At 63.9% G+C, this 18132-nt stretch carries 15 protein-coding genes and 1 pseudogene; 7 read left to right on the top strand and 9 right to left on the bottom strand.

The window, feature by feature from the left end; all coding sequences use genetic code 11:
• Positions 1 to 623 precede the first annotated feature (623 nt).
• Positions 624 to 866 carry a hypothetical protein gene (locus AC1DBX_RS11595; RefSeq protein ID WP_230008313.1) on the bottom strand — a complete coding sequence of 81 codons (243 nt, stop codon included), beginning with the start codon at positions 864 to 866 and terminating at the stop codon, positions 624 to 626.
• A gap of 1532 nt (positions 867 to 2398) precedes the next feature.
• Here AC1DBX_RS11595 and AC1DBX_RS11600 point away from each other — a divergent pair.
• A pseudogene (locus AC1DBX_RS11600) lies at positions 2399 to 3265 on the top strand (IS110 family transposase); the annotation flags it as partial.
• A gap of 184 nt (positions 3266 to 3449) precedes the next feature.
• Here the strand turns inward: AC1DBX_RS11600 and AC1DBX_RS11605 are convergent.
• The 8 genes from AC1DBX_RS11605 to rpmH all read right to left on the bottom strand — a co-directional run bounded on the left by AC1DBX_RS11605 (position 3450) and on the right by rpmH (position 9168).
• Positions 3450 to 4724, bottom strand: coding sequence for a ParB/RepB/Spo0J family partition protein (locus tag AC1DBX_RS11605; protein ID WP_476931791.1), 1275 nt, complete (start codon positions 4722 to 4724; stop codon positions 3450 to 3452).
• A gap of 67 nt (positions 4725 to 4791) precedes the next feature.
• A complete protein-coding gene (locus AC1DBX_RS11610; protein WP_275450894.1) occupies positions 4792 to 5859 on the bottom strand; it encodes a ParA family protein in 1068 nt (355 codons plus the stop codon).
• Positions 5860 to 5946: 87 nt separating this feature from the next.
• A complete protein-coding gene (rsmG, locus tag AC1DBX_RS11615; RefSeq protein ID WP_370116794.1) occupies positions 5947 to 6597 on the bottom strand; it encodes a 16S rRNA (guanine(527)-N(7))-methyltransferase RsmG in 651 nt (216 codons plus the stop codon).
• Positions 6598 to 6613: 16 nt separating this feature from the next.
• Positions 6614 to 7204, bottom strand: coding sequence for a Jag family protein (locus AC1DBX_RS11620; protein ID WP_230009108.1), 591 nt, complete (start codon positions 7202 to 7204; stop codon positions 6614 to 6616).
• Entirely contained in the window at positions 7204 to 8175 is a 972-nt protein-coding gene (gene yidC, locus AC1DBX_RS11625) for a membrane protein insertase YidC (RefSeq protein ID WP_476931792.1), read from the bottom strand. Before yidC ends, AC1DBX_RS11620 begins: the two co-directional genes overlap by 1 nt.
• A gap of 15 nt (positions 8176 to 8190) precedes the next feature.
• Positions 8191 to 8586, bottom strand: a complete 396-nt coding sequence (gene yidD / locus AC1DBX_RS11630) for a membrane protein insertion efficiency factor YidD (RefSeq protein ID WP_230009110.1) — start codon at positions 8584 to 8586, stop codon at positions 8191 to 8193.
• Positions 8579 to 8989 carry a ribonuclease P protein component gene (gene rnpA / locus AC1DBX_RS11635; protein WP_079552763.1) on the bottom strand — a complete coding sequence of 137 codons (411 nt, stop codon included), beginning with the start codon at positions 8987 to 8989 and terminating at the stop codon, positions 8579 to 8581. The genes yidD and rnpA overlap by 8 nt, the downstream gene beginning before the upstream one ends.
• Positions 8990 to 9030: 41 nt before the next feature.
• Positions 9031 to 9168, bottom strand: coding sequence for a 50S ribosomal protein L34 (rpmH, locus tag AC1DBX_RS11640; protein ID WP_003800212.1), 138 nt, complete (start codon positions 9166 to 9168; stop codon positions 9031 to 9033).
• Between the two features lie 463 nt (positions 9169 to 9631).
• On the opposite strand from rpmH, the gene dnaA reads away from it, so the two are divergent.
• From dnaA to gyrB, 6 genes are all read left to right on the top strand, one after another.
• Positions 9632 to 11053 (top strand): chromosomal replication initiator protein DnaA, encoded by a 1422-nt coding sequence (dnaA, locus tag AC1DBX_RS11645; protein ID WP_018775671.1) that lies wholly within the window; start codon positions 9632 to 9634, stop codon positions 11051 to 11053.
• A gap of 585 nt (positions 11054 to 11638) precedes the next feature.
• Positions 11639 to 12763, top strand: coding sequence for a DNA polymerase III subunit beta (gene dnaN, locus AC1DBX_RS11650; RefSeq protein WP_018775670.1), 1125 nt, complete (start codon positions 11639 to 11641; stop codon positions 12761 to 12763).
• Between the two features lie 99 nt (positions 12764 to 12862).
• Positions 12863 to 13747, top strand: coding sequence for a phosphogluconate dehydrogenase (NAD(+)-dependent, decarboxylating) (gene gnd, locus AC1DBX_RS11655; protein ID WP_223915420.1), 885 nt, complete (start codon positions 12863 to 12865; stop codon positions 13745 to 13747).
• A 45-nt stretch (positions 13748 to 13792) separates the two neighbouring features.
• On the top strand, positions 13793 to 15019 hold the full coding sequence (recF, locus tag AC1DBX_RS11660; protein WP_476931793.1) for a DNA replication/repair protein RecF: 1227 nt from the start codon (positions 13793 to 13795) through the stop codon (positions 15017 to 15019).
• Positions 15016 to 15573, top strand: a complete 558-nt coding sequence (locus tag AC1DBX_RS11665) for a DciA family protein (RefSeq protein ID WP_223914868.1) — start codon at positions 15016 to 15018, stop codon at positions 15571 to 15573. The genes recF and AC1DBX_RS11665 overlap by 4 nt, the downstream gene beginning before the upstream one ends.
• Before the next feature lie 414 nt (positions 15574 to 15987).
• Complete coding sequence (gene gyrB / locus AC1DBX_RS11670; protein ID WP_374706707.1) at positions 15988 to 18087, top strand: DNA topoisomerase (ATP-hydrolyzing) subunit B; 2100 nt, start codon at positions 15988 to 15990, stop codon at positions 18085 to 18087.
• Positions 18088 to 18132: the final 45 nt, after the last annotated feature.

Here is an 18132-nt window from a genome sequence, read left to right on the forward strand (position 1 = left end):
CTCTGCTTCCCTTCTCGCGGGTGCGTCGCGCGGCCTGAGCTCCTGCCGGAAGGCTCCTTCCAACCACTCTGCAGCAGGATCAGCCGGTGTGCAGCAGTACAGGATCTGCACTGCACTCACATCAAGCGGGTACTGGCAAGCCGGCAGGTGCGTCAGCAGCGGCACAGTGTGGAGGCCCGCGAGGCGTCCGGTGTGCTGTTCCGGATGAGGGGAGCCGTGTCCGGAGTGCCGGGAAAGACCCCCCAGGGCCATCTCGGCTATTGGATAAGGCGTCGGGCTCACCGGAAGAAGCTGAAAATTTCGGCAGGAACAGCACGCCCGCCGGGGCCCCAAGGAGATCAGGCATGCCTGGCACGCCGGCATGCCCCATGGCGCATGGTTACAGCTGGATGCGGCGACGGGACTGCAGCAGAACGTTGGCGGTCATGGCACGCGGCTACCTGGGTGGGGAGGATGCGTGTCAGGGCCCCGGTTCCCTTTGCCCGGGTCCCGGCAAACTGACAGGCACAATCATGTACCGAATGCGGAATCGGGGACGTGGGTGCAAGCCGGCGAAAGGGGTGAGCGGCAAGTTAGCGGGGGAGTCGAAGGACGCAGACATCCGCAAAGCGAGGCAGTTCCGGTCAGCTTTCGCGATCAGACTCCCACAAGAGGTCTTCAACAATGCGATCGAGACTACATGCTTCCTGTGGCGCCGACGCCAGATCACCGTCCGCATCACGGCCCGCGTCCGTTCCCGCGCCAAGGTCGGCGTCCAGGTCTGCGCCGTCGACTTTGTCCCGATCTTCGTCCACGCCCACATCGAGACCTCTATTGAGGTTCGCTTTTCGAGGCGCGTGTCCGGCGCCAATTTCTACCGTAACCACCGGAACGTTCCTACAAAGCCATGGCCCGAACCCGACGAAGCAGCAAGCAGACCAACCTGCCGGCCCGCGCGCGAACCCACGGTTCAACCCACTTCAATTTTCGTTCACGGAAGCTACCCCCACGACCCGTGATCGTAAGCAGCGAGAGAGTGCCGCCGGCCTCCGCCAGGACCGGACAGTGCCGTATTAGAGCATCCCGAGGCGTGCAAGGCTTCGGATGCCCTGCAGCCTGCTTAGCCTTCGTTCAGCCAACCACGCGGGCATACAACGCAGTAGCGGCGCCATATGACGCTTTCAGAGGCGCCCAGGAGCAGGTGATCCCGCAGAGACTGGGAACGGTACAACAGTCGCTCCGAGGTTCGTCTGTGGCTGCGGCGAGCTTGCTCCGCCGCCAAGCAGCAGCCGCGCCGTAGTGAGCCGCTTCTCCTGCTTCGCACCGGCATGGACCAATGTGGTCGCATGGCGCACCCGCGGCCGGCCCGGCCGACAGGCAAAGGTGGGCCATAGCTGTGGGTCGATTCCTTGCAAGGGGAAGCCGGACCATCATGACGCAGACGGTGGACCCTTGGTCAAACGACTGGTCGGCACCCCAGTCCACCGGCATTGCGCTGACCACCTACGGCGCAATGGCCGAGCCGGATCGCCAATCCGCAGGCGGACTCGCATGGGCAGGGATGTGGTCCGGCTGCCGGATTGACGACTGCGCAGCGGTCTCCAACCGCTGGCCGGATTCATCTGCCCTTTTGTCTCCTCACATAGGTGCCCAGCCTGCCTGGCGTTCGATGGGGCAAGGCGCAGATTCGCGGCCCCGTTTCACGTGAAACATTGACGGACCACTCCAGCCCAGATGGTCAGTGAGCTCTGGAAGGCGGCGAAGATGGCTGTTGCTGACTAGCGCGATCGCAGCGGCACCGGCAGAGAGGGGGCCCTTCCGCAACAACGAGAACTGTGCAGCTGCCATTTATGCTCGGTGTGGCCGTTCCATGCGATCAGAAGCTCCACCCACGGAACGCAACAGAGTGGACGGTACGGCCACCGGAAACGCATCGGACTCCACGCTCAGGAAGCTCCGCCCCAGTCAGGGACACCCGCCTGCCCAGCACCAGCCCGTCGTTCCGCACGTGTCCCTCGGACTCGCCCAAGCAGGGCCGGCGATGCTGACGATTTCCACAGAAAGACCACGGCACTGCGTCGGCCCCCCACCCACGGCCGCAACCCGCGAGAGCCCGGGCCATGACGGAAGCGAGAGAGCCGCCGGAACTAGTCGGCGCCACCGGTGCCGCCCCGTTACCTTTTTCGTAGCCCGTTCCTGTTGCAGGATGAGGGTGTGCTGGCCTGCCGACCCCGGCATGATTGCCGCCCCCAGTCGTCAATGATCCGGGGGGTGTTGTCACCGGGGTCCGGTAGGTGCCGGAGAGACCTCTAATAGAGGCAGGACAGTTTGGGATCGTCGTGCGTAACGTGGATGCGGGCTCTGACACCGCGGACAGTCCAGCACAGGTATCAGCTGCTGTGACGGGGAGGTACAGGTGATCGGAAACCACGAAAGCATTGATGTCTTCATCGGCCTGGACGTCGGCAAGGGCGAGCACCACGCCGTTGCAGTGGACCGGACGGGGATGAAGCTCTTCGACAAGGCTTTGCCCAACGACGAGGCCCGGCTGCGCGAAATACTGACTTCTCTGGGCAAACACGGCCGCATTCTGCTGGTCGTTGACCAGCCCGCGACGATCGGTGCACTCCCCGTCGCGGTTGCCCAGGCCGCCCGTGTCACCGTCGGATACCTGCCCGGGCTGGCGATGCGCCGGATCGCGGACCTGCACCCGGGCGAAGCGAAAACCGACGCCCGGGACGCGTTCATCATCGCCGAAGCGGCCCGGACCATGCCCCACACACTGCGCTCCATCCAGATCGCCGATGAACAGCTCGCCGAACTGACCATGCTCTGCGGCTTCGACGACGACTTGGCAAAACAGGCCACGCAACATCGAACAGGATCCGAGGCCTGCTGACCCAGATCCACCCCTGCCCTGGAGCGTGTCCTTGGCCCGCGCCTGGACCACCCGGCAGTGTTGGACCTGCTGCGGGCCTGGCCAACCCCAGAAGCCTTGCGCCATGCAGGTCGGCGCAGGATCGGAAACCGGCTAAAAAAGCGTGCACCCCGGATGGGCGAACGCCTTGCCGGCGAAATCATCGACGCACTCGGCCAGCAAACAGTCACTGTCGTGGGGACGAACGCGGCCACGATCGTGCTGCCCCAACTGGCCCGGATGCTCGCCGACATCCGCGAGTCCCGGGACACCGTCTTCACCCGGGTCGAGGCCATCGCCCTCGCCCGCCGTCGTTGCGACACCCTCTACGCCATGTTGCGCGACGGCACTCTCTACGAACCACGGCTAAACCCCAGCGGCTTGACGAAAACCATAGAGGCACCCCCCGCAACTCTCCGGCAGTGGGCGAACACGGCAGCGCCGAACTCGGCACCACCGAATTCGCCGGCACCGGCAGCATCGGTAGAGACAGAGAAGGGAGGGTCTGTTTCACGTGAAACAGACCCTCCCGGAGGACTCAGCGAGTCGCGACCTAGCTGGGAGCTCCCGGCGTGAGGACGTCCATGATGCGGTTCAGGTCCTCGACGCTGGCGAACTCAATGCTGACACGCCCCTTGCGGGCACCAAGCGAAATCTTGACATTAGTATCAAGGCGGTCAGACAGCGACGACGCCAGGTAATCCAGTCGTTCGTGGCGGGCTCCGGCCCGCGGGATGTTGTTCTTGGCCGGCGAGGCGGGGCTCTGATACAGGGTCACAGCTTCTTCGGTCGCCCGGACCGACATGCCTTCTGAAACAATCTTCTGCGCCAGGCGTTCCATGGCCGCGGCGTCAGGAAGTGCCAGGAGTGCGCGGGCGTGCCCTGCGGAGATGACATTTGCCGCAACCCGGCGCTGCACCAGCGGGGGCAGCTTCAGCAGGCGCAGGGTGTTGGAAACCTGGGGCCGCGAACGTCCGATCCGGTCCGCCAGCTGCTCGTGTGTGGTGCCGAAGTCCTCGAGTAGCTGCTGGTAGGCCGCCGCCTCTTCGAGCGGATTCAGCTGGCTGCGATGCAGGTTCTCCAGCAGCGCGTCGCGAAGGAGGTCGTCATCGGTGGTGTCACGGACAATCGCGGGGATAGTTTCCAGGCCTGCGGCCTGTACTGCACGCCACCGTCGCTCACCCATGACGAGCTCATAGGGTTCGCCACCCTCTTCGGTTGAGGTACGGACCACAATTGGCTGGAGGACGCCAATTTCCCGCACAGAGTGCACCAGCTCCGCCATGTCATCCTCATCGAAGACCGAGCGGGGCTGCTTGCGGTTGGGATGGATGTCCGTGACCGGGATTTCGGCAAATCTGACGCCGGGCACCTCTACGAGGTCAACAGTTCCCTCGTCACCGTGCTCGGGCGTGGAGTCAAACGTCAGCTGTTCGCCGGCGTCGGATGCGGCCGCCTTGGCAGCAGCGGTCGCCGGCTTGGAGGCAGCCGACTTTCGGGCGGGGGTTTTCTTGGTCACGGCGGCGCCAGCTGCGTCGGCTTTGTCGGCAGCAACGTCGGCTCCGGCAACAGCGCTGGTTGCTTCAGTGGTGTCAACCGTGAGATCAGCGGAATCGTCGGCCTGGACAGGTGTGGACTCCGGCTCCTTGGCCAGCGCGGCCTTGGTGTCCGCGAGCGTCTCGGCGTCGGAGGTCTTTTTTCGGGCTTCAGGGAAGAAGAGGTCCACGGGCCGGGATGGGGCAGCACCGCTTCCGGAGGCGTTAGCCGCGGCGGAACTTGGAATGAGTGCGCCAAGTCCACGGCCGAGGCCGCGTCGCTTATCGCTCATGGATAAATCCCTCCAGTGGAAGAGCCGGGATTCACCTGGCTCTGGTTAGTGCAATTCTTGAAAGATTCTAACGTTCCGCGATTTCCGCGGCGGCTTCCAGGTAGGACAGGGCACCGCTGGAAGAAGGATCATACGTCATGACAGTTTGCTGGTAGCTCGGCGCCTCGGAAATACGGACCGACCTCGGCACCACAGCGCCGAGCACCTGCTTCGGGAAGTGTTCCCGGACCTCGGCTGCCACCTGGGCGGCGAGGTTGGTGCGGCCGTCATACATGGTCAGCAGAATAGTGGAAACAACCAGATCAGCGTTCAGGTGCTTCTGGATCATCTCGATGTTCTTCAGGAGCTGGCTGAGGCCTTCGAGGGCGTAGTACTCGCACTGGATCGGGATGAGGACTTCGCCGGCCGCACAGAACGCATTGACCGTCAGGAGCCCGAGGCTCGGCGGGCAGTCGATGAAGATGTAGTCCAGCCGCTCCTCGCCATTCTTGGCGCGCTCCTTGGAGTACACATCGATTGCGCGGCGCAGCCGCTGCTCGCGGGCCACCAGGCTGACGAGTTCAATTTCGGCACCGGCAAGGTGGATGGTGGCGGGCGCACAGATCAGGTTGTCGATGTCGGGGCACGGGGCCACGACGTCCTTCAGCGGGACATCATTGATCAGCACATCGTAGATGCTGTCGACATCGGCGTGGTGCTCGATTCCCAGGGCGGTGGAGGCGTTGCCCTGCGGATCGATGTCGATGACGAGCACGTTCAGGCCAGCGGCCGCCAGCGCAGCGGCGATGTTCACGGTCGTCGTGGTCTTGCCGACGCCGCCCTTCTGGTTGGAAACGGTGAAGATCCGGGTTTTCTCCGGTTTGGGGAGCTGCCGGCCGAGCAACCGCTCGCGGCGCTTGTTTTCGTGTGCGAGTTCGCGGGCGATGGGACTGGAATCGTCGATGGAATCCAGCACGTTCCCCGTGTGCGGAAGGGATGTTTCACGTGAAACACCGGCCATCCCGGTCGTCTTCGCAACCGAAGCCGTGTGATTTCCGGAGTAGTCAAAAGCTACTGCAGGAGCCGTAAACGCCCGTGCGGACCCCAGGGACACAAACGGCGGGATCCGTTGTGTGGAGGCTTCGCTACTGCTCACTATGACACGCTCACTCTCATTCGGCTCTTACTGCCGGTTACTAGCCTAACCTCTTCCCCTCAGACTCCCCGGGCACCGGGGCCGGTGCTAGGTAATCTTTTGAGGCTTGTTCACTACGATTCGCACAACGGTGGTGGGTTCCTCAAGCAGGTCTTCACCCACCACCACCACGGACGTCTGAATGCCGCCCAGTTTGCGGATAACCTTGGCGGCCTTTTCGATTTCCTCGCCGGCGCTGCGTCCCTTGATGGCGACGACTTCTCCCTTGCCGGCCAGGAGCGGAATGGTCAGCCCGGCGAGATTGGACAGCGCGGATACGGCGCGGGCAGTCACGACGTCGGCGTTCACGAGTCCCACTGCGAGTTCCGCGCGGGTGCGCATGATCGTGACGTTCTGGAGGCCAAGATCATCCACCACCTCCTGGAGCCAGATGACGCGGCGCTCCAGTGGTTCGATCAGCGTCAGTTCCAGATCCGGCCGCGCAATGGCCAGGCACAGGCCAGGCAGGCCGGCGCCGCTGCCGACGTCGGCGACATGGCTTCCGTGGGCAATCTGGCTCTCAATGACGGCGCAGTTAAGCACGTGCCGGCTCCAAAGCCGCGGCACCTCACGGGGCCCGATCAGGCCCCGCTCGGTCCCGGATGTCGCCAGGTGCTCGACGTAGCGTTTCGCCAGTTCCAGGCGGTCGCCGAAGATGGACTCTGCTGCCTTGAGTTCCGGCGCGGTAATTTCAACCATCAAGCTAGTCAACGGTTCAGTCTGCGGAGACAACGATGTGCCGGTCGGCGCCTTCGCCTTCGGACTCGCTCACGAGTCCCAAATCAGCGACGGCGTCATGCACGATCTTGCGTTCGTAGGCGCTCATCGGAGCCAGGGCAACTGCCTCACCGGAATCCTTCACAGCGGCGACGGCGTCTTCAGCGATCTTCTGCAGGTCGCCGGCGCGCTCGGCACGGTAGCCGTTGATATCCAGCACCAGGCGGGAGCGGTTCTCCGTCGCGGAGAGGACCGCGAGCCGCGTGAGCTCCTGGAGGGCCTCAAGGACTTCGCCGTCACGGCCCACCAGGCTGTCCAGCCCGGCGGCTTCCTCTTCGGCGACGATCGAGATGTACGTGCGGCCGTTGCGGACCTCGATGTCGATGTCGCCATCAATGTCCGCGATATCCAGCAGTTCCTCGAGGTAGTCCGCAGCGACGTCGCCTTCTTCTTCGAGGCGGCTGGCGGAAACACTCTTGCCGGTGCCGGTCTCCGCACCCTGTGACGAGTCGTCGGCCGCGCTCTGGGCGTCGTCCCGGTCGTCGTCAAACTCGGCGGAAATAGCGTGTTCGGTGCTCTCGGCGGACATTACTTCCTCTTCCTGTTCTTGCGTTGCGGCTGGACGCGCTGGGTCTTGGCTTCGACGGCGGCGGAGGCTTCGGCCTCGGCGTCGGCGTCGACCTTCTTGCCGCCCAAAAGGGGCAGGGCGGGCAGGCCCTTGGCTGCCCGGCGCTCGGCGAGAGCCTTGGCCGCCGGCGATCCCGGCGTAGGCATCCGGCGGATCACGAAGAACTGCTGTCCCATGGTCCACAGGTTGGTGGTGGTCCAGTAGATCAGGACGCCGATGGGGAAGTTAATACCGCCCACACCGAAGACGACCGGCAGGATGTAGAGCATCATTTTCTGCTGGCGCATGAACGGGCTGGCCAGGGCCTCTTCGGACATGTTCTTGGCCATGATCTGCTTCTGCGTGATGAACTGCGAGGCCGTCATGGCCAGGATCATCACGATGGAGAGGATCCACACCGACATCTGGTTCCCGCCGCCGCCGTGGAGAAGGGAGGCGGAGAGCGGGGCACCGAAGATGGTGGATTCGTCGAACTGCTTGACCTGTTCCGGGCTCATGGCGCCGATGCCCTGGCCGCCCGCCTTAGCCGAACTGATGCCGGAGAGCACCTGGAAGAGCGCAAAGAAGAAGGGCATCTGGATCAGCATGGGCAGGCAGGCGGAGAACGGGTTGGTGCCGTGCTTCTTGTACAGCGCCATCTGTTCCTGCGCCATGGCCTGGCGGGAGAGCTGGTCCGTCTTGCCCTTGTACTTGTCCTGCATTTTCTTCAGGTCCGGCTGCAGGAGCTGCATCCCGCGCTGGGCCTTGATCTGCTTGACGAAGACGGGAATCAGGGCGGCGCGGATGACCAGCACCAGCCCGATGATGGCCAGGGTCCAGGTCCAGCCGCTGGCCGCCGGCATGCCAATGGCGCTGAGTCCGTCATGGAAGCCGACCATGATGGCTGAGACCAGCCATTTGAACGGGGCCAAGATTGTTCCAAAGATGTCCATACGATTCCCTATTCGTCAGGCCGCAGTGCGGCCTTCTCCATCAGGCTGAGCAGCCAGGTATATGTCCGGATTGTTCAGCACAACAATTGTGGGGGTGCGGCCCGCGGGCCATTCCCGATGCCCGGCGGGGACATGGTCCACACCACCGGCATTCCATGGATGGCAGCGCAACAGGCGCCTCGCAGCGAGCCAGCTTCCTTTCACCGCGCCGTGGACGGTGATCGCTTCAAGGGCATAGGCCGAACAGCTGGGGAAAAAACGGCAAACCTGGCCGTACAGCGGTGAGATCACCTTGCGGTACGCCAGGAGCAACAGGATGAGGACATCGCGGGGCAGGTTCCAGACTGCCCGGCCCAACCATGCTGCTGCGGATCTTGCAGGAGGGACGACGGCGGCAGTTGAGTTACGCACGCGGGGTCCCTTCCTGTGTCGTCTCGTTAGAACCTGGTGAAGCAGCCTGCGAAAGGCGGTTGCCCAGCCTTTTCATGGTCGTCTCCAAAGCGGCGTCATAGTCGGCAAGCAGCTGGTCCCAGCTGGCTCCCGCTGCGGCGGGCAGGGCCCGGACCACAATGGCGAACCCGCTGCCGTATTTCTGCAACGACAATGCACCGGCTTCTCTCAGTCTCCTCTTAACGAGGTTCCTGACAACAGCGTTCCCGACACTCTTGGAAACGATGAATCCGATCCGGCTTGGTTCATCGGCAGCGAGAGCTGCCGCATATAACACTACGTTCCGGCGTCCATTGCGGACACCGGAACGTACAGTTGTTGAAAAATCGGTTGATGTCCGCAGACGGTTCCTGGTGGCTAGCACCGTTCAACTCGCACAGGGATATGGACCGACGAGTCAGTTATTTAGGCCGACAGTTCGGTGCGGCCCTTGCCACGACGGGCTGCCAGGATGGCACGGCCGGCACGGGTACGCATACGAAGGCGGAAGCCGTGCTTCTTGGCTCGACGGCGGTTATTCGGCTGAAAAGTCCGCTTGCTCACGTTAGTTACTCCAGTGGATCAAAGGTGCGCCCACCCGATCAAGGGGAAGAACTGGCCGACGCTAAGTTTTGGTATGTGCCGCTTCCCTCGTATCTCACACGACGCGGGGCGTCAGGAAAGATGCAGATGAGGCGAAAAGCGTACACATGGGACTTCACAACGTTAGGGCTTGCCAACCTCCCGAGTCAAACCGGGGACCGCTCCGCAAGCTATCCCCACCTGTGGCTAACTGCTCCCGCAGCCTGTGGATGAAGTGCGTCACGCGCCCCATTTCAGAACCACAACGGTGTAATTATCCACAGGACTGAACCCAGCTATCTTCTGGCGTTTTCATCCCCTACAGTGTCTCAGTAACCCCTTATCCACGGACTGTGCATAACCCTGTGGATTGAGCCGGCCGGTGGACAGCTCCGGACCGCGTGGATGCACGTAATGCAGGCCAGCAAGTTTGAGGAACTGATTGATGACAGTAGACGAAGCCAACCAAGCCAACACTGTCGGAAGTTCCTGGCGGCGGGTAGTGAGCCTCCTGGAGAACGACCACCGTGTCTCTCCCCGGCAGCGCGGCTTCGTCATCCTCGCCCAGGCGCAGGGGCTCATCGGTTCCACCCTGCTGGTGGCAGTTCCGAATGAGCTCACCCGCGAAGTGCTGCAGACCCAGGTCAAGGAAGCCCTCGACGACGCGCTCCGCAGCGTGTTTTCCGACGAAATCCGCTGCGCGATCGACGTCGACACGGATCTGGTGCCGCTGCACACAGAACCCGAACCCGCCGTCGAACTTTCCCTGGCCGCCGACCCGACCGTGGAGTTGAAGCCGCAGCCGATGCTGCCGAGCACCTCGCACGAATTCGGCCGGCTGAACCCGAAGTACGTCTTCGACACCTTCGTTATCGGTTCCTCCAACCGGTTCGCCCACGCAGCCGCCGTGGCAGTAGCCGAGGCGCCGGCGAAGGCCTACAACCCGCTGTTCATCTACGGGGACTCCGGACTCGGCAAGACCCACCTGCTTCACGCGATCGGCCACTATGCGCGCCGGCTCTACAGCGGGATCCGGGTCCGCTACGTCAATTCCGAGGAATTCACCAACGACTTCATCAACTCCATCCGCGACGATGAAGGCACCAGCTTCAAGACCACGTACCGCAACGTGGATGTGCTGCTGATCGACGACATCCAGTTCCTGGCCGGCAAGGACCGGACGCTGGAGGAGTTCTTCCACACGTTCAACGCCCTGCACAACAACAACAAGCAGGTGGTCATCACCTCGGACCAGCCGCCGAAACTGCTCGCCGGCTTCGAGGACCGGATGAAGTCGCGCTTCGAATGGGGCCTGCTGACCGACATCCAGCCGCCCGAACTGGAGACCCGCATCGCGATCCTCCGGAAGAAGGCCCTCAGCGAGGGCCTTTCCGCGCCGGACGATGCGCTCGAATACATCGCCTCCAAGATTTCCAGCAACATCCGCGAACTTGAGGGAGCCCTCATCCGCGTCACGGCGTTCGCCAGCCTGAACCGGCAGCCGGTGGATGTGGCCCTGGCCGAGATGGTGCTCAAGGACCTGATCACCGACGACGGTGCCCAGGAAATCACCTCGGCGCAGATCCTCACCCAGACAGCCGACTACTTCAAGCTCAGCATGGAAGAACTCTGCAGCAAGTCGCGCACCCGCACGCTGGTGACCGCCCGGCAGATCGCGATGTACCTGTGCCGGGAGCTGACGGACATGTCCCTGCCCAAGATCGGACAGGAGCTGGGCGGCCGCGACCACACCACCGTGATCCACGCCGACCGCAAGATCCGCGAACTCATGGCCGAGCGCCGGGTCATCTACAACCAGGTGACCGAGCTGACCAACCGGATCAAGCAGCAGCAGCGCAATTCCTGAGCCATCGGCCGGCGCACTCATACCTTATTAACAGGGCCCTGTGGACAACCCTGTGGATAGTTAAGGGGACAACCGCGGTTAATGGGCTTAAAACCCTTAAGGCGCCTGTGGATTGGCCGGTCGGCCCAAAATCTTGTCCCCATCCACACCCTGTTTAAAACCTGCTCCGCCCACAGTCCATGAACAGGGCTTAACCGCGGATTCGCACGGCAGGATCGAGTTATCCACAGTTTCCACAGCAGTTATTAACACTACTAATCCCAAGAAAATGAAATTCCCTCAAACAACAATCTCCATCCCACCTCCAAGCAGCGCCCAGGCCCGTTCCGGACAGGCGCAGGAGACCGGCCCCGCGAACAACACCGATGTAACCCGGGGATGGGAGAAACGCTCACCTTGGGGCTAAGCTGTCTGCAGTGCGTCCGTCCCGGACATCTTTTGTGGTTCCTACCGGGCCATGGGGCCCGGGCGGGCGGACGATTCCTTTGTTGACGGAATTCGGCGTCCCTGCCGAGGTCCGCCGCAGCTCGAGCAGTTTCAGCGATTTTCAGCACTAACAGCAGCAATGAAAGGCGGCACCCTTCCGTGAAGTTCAGAGTCGAACGGGACGTCCTGGCAGAAGCCGTGACATGGACCGCCCGGTCGTTGTCTCCGCGGCCGCCCGTTCCCGTACTTTCGGGCCTGCTCCTGAAAGCTGAAGCCGGTACCGTCAGCCTGTCGAGCTTCGACTACGAGACCTCCGCGAGGCTCGAAATCCCCGCTGACATCAGCGCCGAGGGCACTATCCTGGTATCGGGCCGCCTGCTCGCGGACATCTGCCGCAGCCTGCCGTCCGCCCCCGTCGAGGTCGAAACCGACGGCAACAAAGTGACGCTCACCTGCCGCCGAAGCAGCTTCCACCTGGCCACGATGCCCGAGGCTGAATACCCGCCGCTGCCGGCCCTGCCGACGATCAGCGGCACCGTGCCCGGCGATTCGTTCGCCCAGGCCGTATCCCAGGTGATCATCGCGGCCAGCAAGGACGACACCCTGCCGATCCTGACCGGTGTGCGGATGGAAATCGAGGACGACCTCATCACCCTCCTGGCCACCGACCGCTACCGCCTGGCCATGCGGGAAGTCCCCTGGAAGCCTGCGACGCCGGGCATCTCCACGAGCGCCCTGGTCAAGGCCAAGACCCTCAACGAAGTGGCGAAGACCCTGGGCAGCAGCGGCGACATCAACATCGCCCTCGCCGACGACGACAGCCGGCTGATCGGCTTCGAGAGCGGCGGCAGGACCACCACTTCACTCCTGGTCGACGGCGACTACCCGAAGATCCGTTCGCTCTTCCCGGATTCGACCCCCATCCACGCCACCGTGCAGACCCAGGAACTGGTCGAAGCCGTGCGCCGCGTCTCGCTCGTGGCCGAACGCAACACGCCTGTCCGGCTCGCTTTCACCCAGGGCCAGCTGCACCTGGACGCCGGCACCGGCGAGGACGCCCAGGCCTCCGAAGAGCTCGAAGCCCAGCTGTCCGGTGAAGACATCACCGTGGCCTTCAACCCGCACTACCTGATCGAGGGCCTCAGCGTCATCGAAACCAAGTTTGTGCGGTTCTCCTTCACCACCGCACCCAAGCCGGCCATGATCACTGCCCAGCAGGACGCCGAGGGCGAGGACCAGGGCGACTACCGCTACCTCGTCATGCCCGTCCGGCTGCCCAACTAGCCCGTCATTGCCGTGCCCCGGACCTCCGGAGCACGGCACCTGCGGGCCATCACGGCCGTCTCCAACGAAGCACCCCAGCGCAGAAAAGAGTTCATCCCCGTGCACATCGGACTAATCGGCCTTGGAAAAATGGGCTTCAACATGCGTGAACGGCTGCGCAACGGCGGGATCGAGGTCACCGGGTTTGACCGCAACCCCGACGTTGCCGACGTCGCCACCCTGGACGAACTCATCGCCGCCGTCCCGGCGCCGCGCCTGATCTGGGTCATGGTCCCCTCGGGCGAGATTACCGACGCCGTGATCACCGAACTGGGCACCAAGCTCGACGCCGGTGACCTTGTGATCGACGGCGGCAACTCCCGCTTCACGGAAGACCAGAAGCACGGTGCCGCGCTGGCCGAAAAGGGAATCCGCTTTGCGGACTGCGGCGTGTCCGGCGGGGTCTGGGGCCTCCAGAACGGTTACGGCCTGATGGCGGGCGGCGATGCCGCGGACATCGAACGGGCACTCCCCGTCTTCGATGCGCTCCGTCCCGCAGGTGAGCGGGCCGACAGCTTTGTGCACGTCGGCGGCGTCGGCGCCGGCCACTACGCCAAAATGGTCCACAACGGGATCGAATATGGCCTGATGCAGGCTTACGCCGAGGGGTACGAGCTCCTGGCCGCCAAGGAGATCGTCGCCGATCTTCCCGGGACATTCCGGGCCTGGCAGAAGGGGACGGTTGTCCGCTCCTGGCTCCTGGACCTCATGGTCAAGGCCCTTGACGAGGATCCCGGACTGGAATCGATCTCCGACTACGTCGAGGATTCGGGCGAAGGCCGCTGGACCGTCGAGGAGGCCATTGCCAACGCGGTGCCGGCCCCGGCGATCACGGCTGCGCTGTTCGCCAGGTTCTCCTCCCGCGAGGACAATTCGCCGGCCATGAAGATGGTCTCGGCGTTGCGCCACCAGTTCGGCGGCCACGCGACCCGGCCGGCCAAATAATCCTGCCCGGCCACTTGATCCTGCCTGTGAAGTCCTGAATCCCGCGTGTACCTAGAAAAGCTCTCGCTCACCGATTTCCGCAGCTACGCCCAGGTCGATCTCAGCCTTGAGCCCGGAGTCACCGTGCTGGTGGGTTCCAACGGCATCGGCAAGACCAATCTGATGGAAGCGATCGGGTATCTGGCCACGCTCAACTCGCACCGGGTCAGCACGGACGCGCCGCTGTTGCGGTTCGGTGCCGAGCGGGCCATGATCCGGGCCAAGCTGGTCCGTGGCGAGCAGTCCACCGTGCTGGAGCTGGAAATCAACGCGGGCCGGGCCAACCGCGGACGGATCAACCGGAGCAATCCGGTCCGTGCCAGGGACCTGCTCGGGATCTGCCAGACGGTGCTCTTCGCGCCGGAGGACCTGGCGCTGGTCAAGGGCGATCCGTCCAGCCGCCGCCGGTTTCTGGACGAGCTCCTGGTCAGCCTCATGCCGCGCCACGCCGCGACCAGGAGCGACTATGACCGGGTCCTGAAGCAGCGCAACGCGCTGCTCAAGTCGGCCCGCGCCGGAAAATTCAGCACCGGCCACGAGGCAACGCTCGATGTCTGGGACCAGCACATGGCCCGGGCCGGGGCTGAGCTGCTGCACGCGCGCCTGGAGCTGGTGGACCGGCTGCAACCGCACCTGAAAAATGCCTACGCGCAGCTGACCGACGGCTCCAAGGAGGCCGCTGCGGTGTACCGTTCCACGCTGCAGGACAGCCTGGACGACGACGGCGCCACCTCAGGACCAGCGGATTCCAGGCCTGCGGACGGAACCGCAGCCGATGAGGCCGCGCCGGCGGAAGACCTGCGCCTGCTCTCCGTCGAGCAGCTCACCGACCGCTACATCCAGGCCTTCGCCGCAGCCCGGCGCAAGGAACTGGAACGGGGAATTTCGCTGGTCGGGCCACACCGCGACGAACTTGAGCTCGTGCTTGGATCGGCGCCGGCCAAGGGCTACGCCTCCCACGGGGAAACCTGGTCCATGTGCCTGTCCCTGCGCCTGGCCTCCTACTACGTCATGCTCGACGATGCCCGCACGGGCGGCTCGCCCCCGATCCTGATTCTGGACGATGTCTTTGCCGAACTCGACGTCCAGCGGCGGCGTAAACTGGCGGCAATAGTATCCGGCGCCGAGCAAGTGCTGGTCACTGCCGCCGTCGAGGACGATATCCCGGCAGAGCTGACCGGACGGCGGGTGAAGGTCATCCCGGGAGGAATCGATGAGCAGGAAAATCGATGAATAAGGATACCGACGGCGGCCTGCAGCCCGGCCGTGACCCCGACGATATCGATGCCGCGCAGGCCGCATTGAACCGGATGCGCGACGCCGCCGCGGCCCGGGGCGAAATCCGCCGAAAGGCGCCGCCGCGGCCCGGCAGTACCCAAAAGCCTGCCCGCAGCGCTGGAACCCGCGGGTTCTCCCAATTCCACGGTACCGGCAGGGATCCGTTGGGCCTCGGAAAAGTCGTGGGACGCCTCGTGGCCGAACGCGGCTGGAGCTCGCCGGTGGCCGTCGGGTCCGTCATGGCGCAGTGGGCCGTGCTGGTGGGCCCGGAGATCTCGGCGCACTGCACTCCCGAGAGTTTTACCGACACCACCTTGCATGTGCGGACCGATTCCACGGCTTGGGCAACCCAGCTGCGGCTGCTCAGCAGCAGCCTGCTGGAAAAATTCCGGACCGAGCTTGGCGATGGCGTCGTCACCAGCATCCAGGTGCTCGGACCCGCCGCCCCGAGCTGGCGCAAGGGCCTCCGGACGGTCAACGGCCGGGGTCCCCGCGACACGTACGGATAGCCCCGGCCCAATGGCGGGCACCGGATCTGAAGCACTTCTTGCAAAAACCCTTGAAAAATCCGCAAGCGGCGTGTAGGGCGCTTGAACCTCCCGGAGTCGTATAGGAACCCTAGGGCTGGACCCCGAAAGCCTTGCAGGGGGAGCCAGCGCCCTCCCAGCGGCACTTTCCCGCCCGTTTGGCGCCCTGGAATGCAAGTTTGGCCCCTATAACACGATAGAATCGGTGTAGATAACTGGGCGCCGGTGAAGCGTTGACTGAGTCCGTTTCCGACGCAATTTCAGCGTGCGGCGGACGGGATCCCCAAGTCAGCGGAAACACCCGGCGTCGTCAGTGACGTGCCTGTTGGCAGGAGCCTTTTCCACGGAAGGGGCAACCGCCGGCCTTCAACGAACATAGAGGAGTCGAAAGCGCCTGTGGCTAACGACAATGCAGAGATCCCGGCAGTGGAAGACGTAGCGGAAGCGGTGGAACAAGAGGCTGCGGTGGCGGCGCCGTCGGGGACCGCGACATCGCGCGAATACGGCGCCAGCGACATCACCGTACTTGAAGGCCTGGAAGCTGTCCGGAAACGTCCCGGCATGTACATCGGCTCCACCGGCCCCCGCGGCCTGCACCACCTGGTCTATGAAGTGGTGGACAACTCGGTGGACGAGGCCCTGGCCGGCTACTGCACGCACATCGAAATCGTGCTGCAGGCCGACGGCGGGGTCAAGGTGGTCGACAACGGCCGCGGCATCCCCGTGGACATGCACCCCACCGAGCACAAGCCCACCGTGGAAGTCGTCATGACGATCCTGCACGCCGGCGGCAAGTTCGGCGGCGGCGGATATGCTGTCTCCGGCGGCCTGCACGGCGTCGGCATTTCGGTGGTCAACGCACTCTCCAGCCGGGTCGACACCGAGGTCCGCCGCCAGGGACACGTCTGGCGGATGTCTTTCGCTGACGGCGGCAAGCCGCAAGGCGGCCTGGTCGAGGGCGAGGAAACCACCGAGACCGGCACCACCCAGACGTTCTACCCCGATGCCAGCATCTTCGAGAGCACCGACTTCGACTTCGAAACACTGCGGGCCCGCTTCCAGCAGATGGCATTCCTCAACAAGGGCCTGCGCATCACGTTGACGGACGAGCGCCGCGCTCCGGAGGAATCGTCCGAGGACGACGACCTGGACCTGGACACCGTCCCCACCGAAGGTGAGATCGCCGCGGAATTCCACACCGTGGTCTACCAGTACGACGACGGCCTGCTGGACTACGTCAAGCACCTGAACTCCGGCAAGAAGGTTGATGTGGTCCACGAGGACGTCATCGCCTTCGAAACCGAGGACACGGAACGGCACATTGCCCTGGAAATGGCGATGCAGTGGACCAACGCGTACTCCGAAAGCGTCCACACCTACGCCAACACGATCAACACGCACGAGGGCGGCACCCACGAAGAGGGTTTCCGCGCCGCGATGACTTCACTCATCAACCGCTATGCGCGGGAGAAGAACATCATCAAGGAAAAGGAAGACAACCTCACCGGGGACGACATCCGCGAGGGCCTGACGGCAGTCATTTCCGTGAAGCTCTCCGAACCGCAGTTCGAGGGCCAGACCAAGACCAAGCTCGGCAACTCCGAGGTCAAGGGCTTTGTCCAGCGCGTTGTCACCGACGGCCTGGGCGACTGGCTCGAGCGCAACCCCGGCCCCGCCCGGGACGTCATCCGCAAGGCCATCTCCGCAGCCCAGGCGCGCATGGCCGCCCGGAAGGCCCGGGACAACGCCCGCCGCAAGAGCCCGCTGGAATCCTTCGGCATGCCCGGCAAGCTGTCCGACTGCTCCTCGAAGAACCCGGAGAGGTGCGAGGTCTACATCGTGGAGGGTGACTCGGCCGGCGGCTCCGCCAAGCGCGGCCGCAACCCGGAGACCCAGGCCATCCTGCCGCTGCGCGGCAAGATCCTGAACGTCGAGCGTGCCCGGCTGGACAAGGCGCTCGGCAATGCGGAGGTCCAGTCCATGATCACGGCATTCGGCACCGGCATTGGCGAGGACTTCGACATCGCCAAGCTGCGCTACCACAAGATCGTGCTCATGGCCGATGCCGACGTCGACGGCCAGCACATCACGACGCTGCTGATGACGCTGCTGTTCCGCTACATGCGCCCGCTGATCGAAAACGGCTACGTCTACCTCGCGCAGCCGCCGCTGTACCGGATCAAGTGGTCCAATGCCCCGCACGACTACGTCTACAGCGACCGTGAACGCGACGCGAAGCTGCTCTCGGGCCAGGCCGCCGGCCGCCGCATCCCCAAGGACAACGGCATTCAGCGCTACAAGGGCCTCGGTGAAATGGACTACACGGAACTGTGGGACACCACCATGGACCCGGACCACCGGACCCTGCTGCAGGTGACGATGGACGATGCCCTGGCGGCGGACCAGATCTTCTCGGTCCTGATGGGCGAGGACGTTGAATCGCGCCGAAACTTCATTCAGCAGAACGCCAAGGACGTTCGGTTCCTGGACATCTAGAGGGCAGTCAAGCCCCGAATATGCCCGGACTGATATATACCTGAA

This window comes from Arthrobacter sp. 10N44_2 (genome assembly GCF_056394385.1).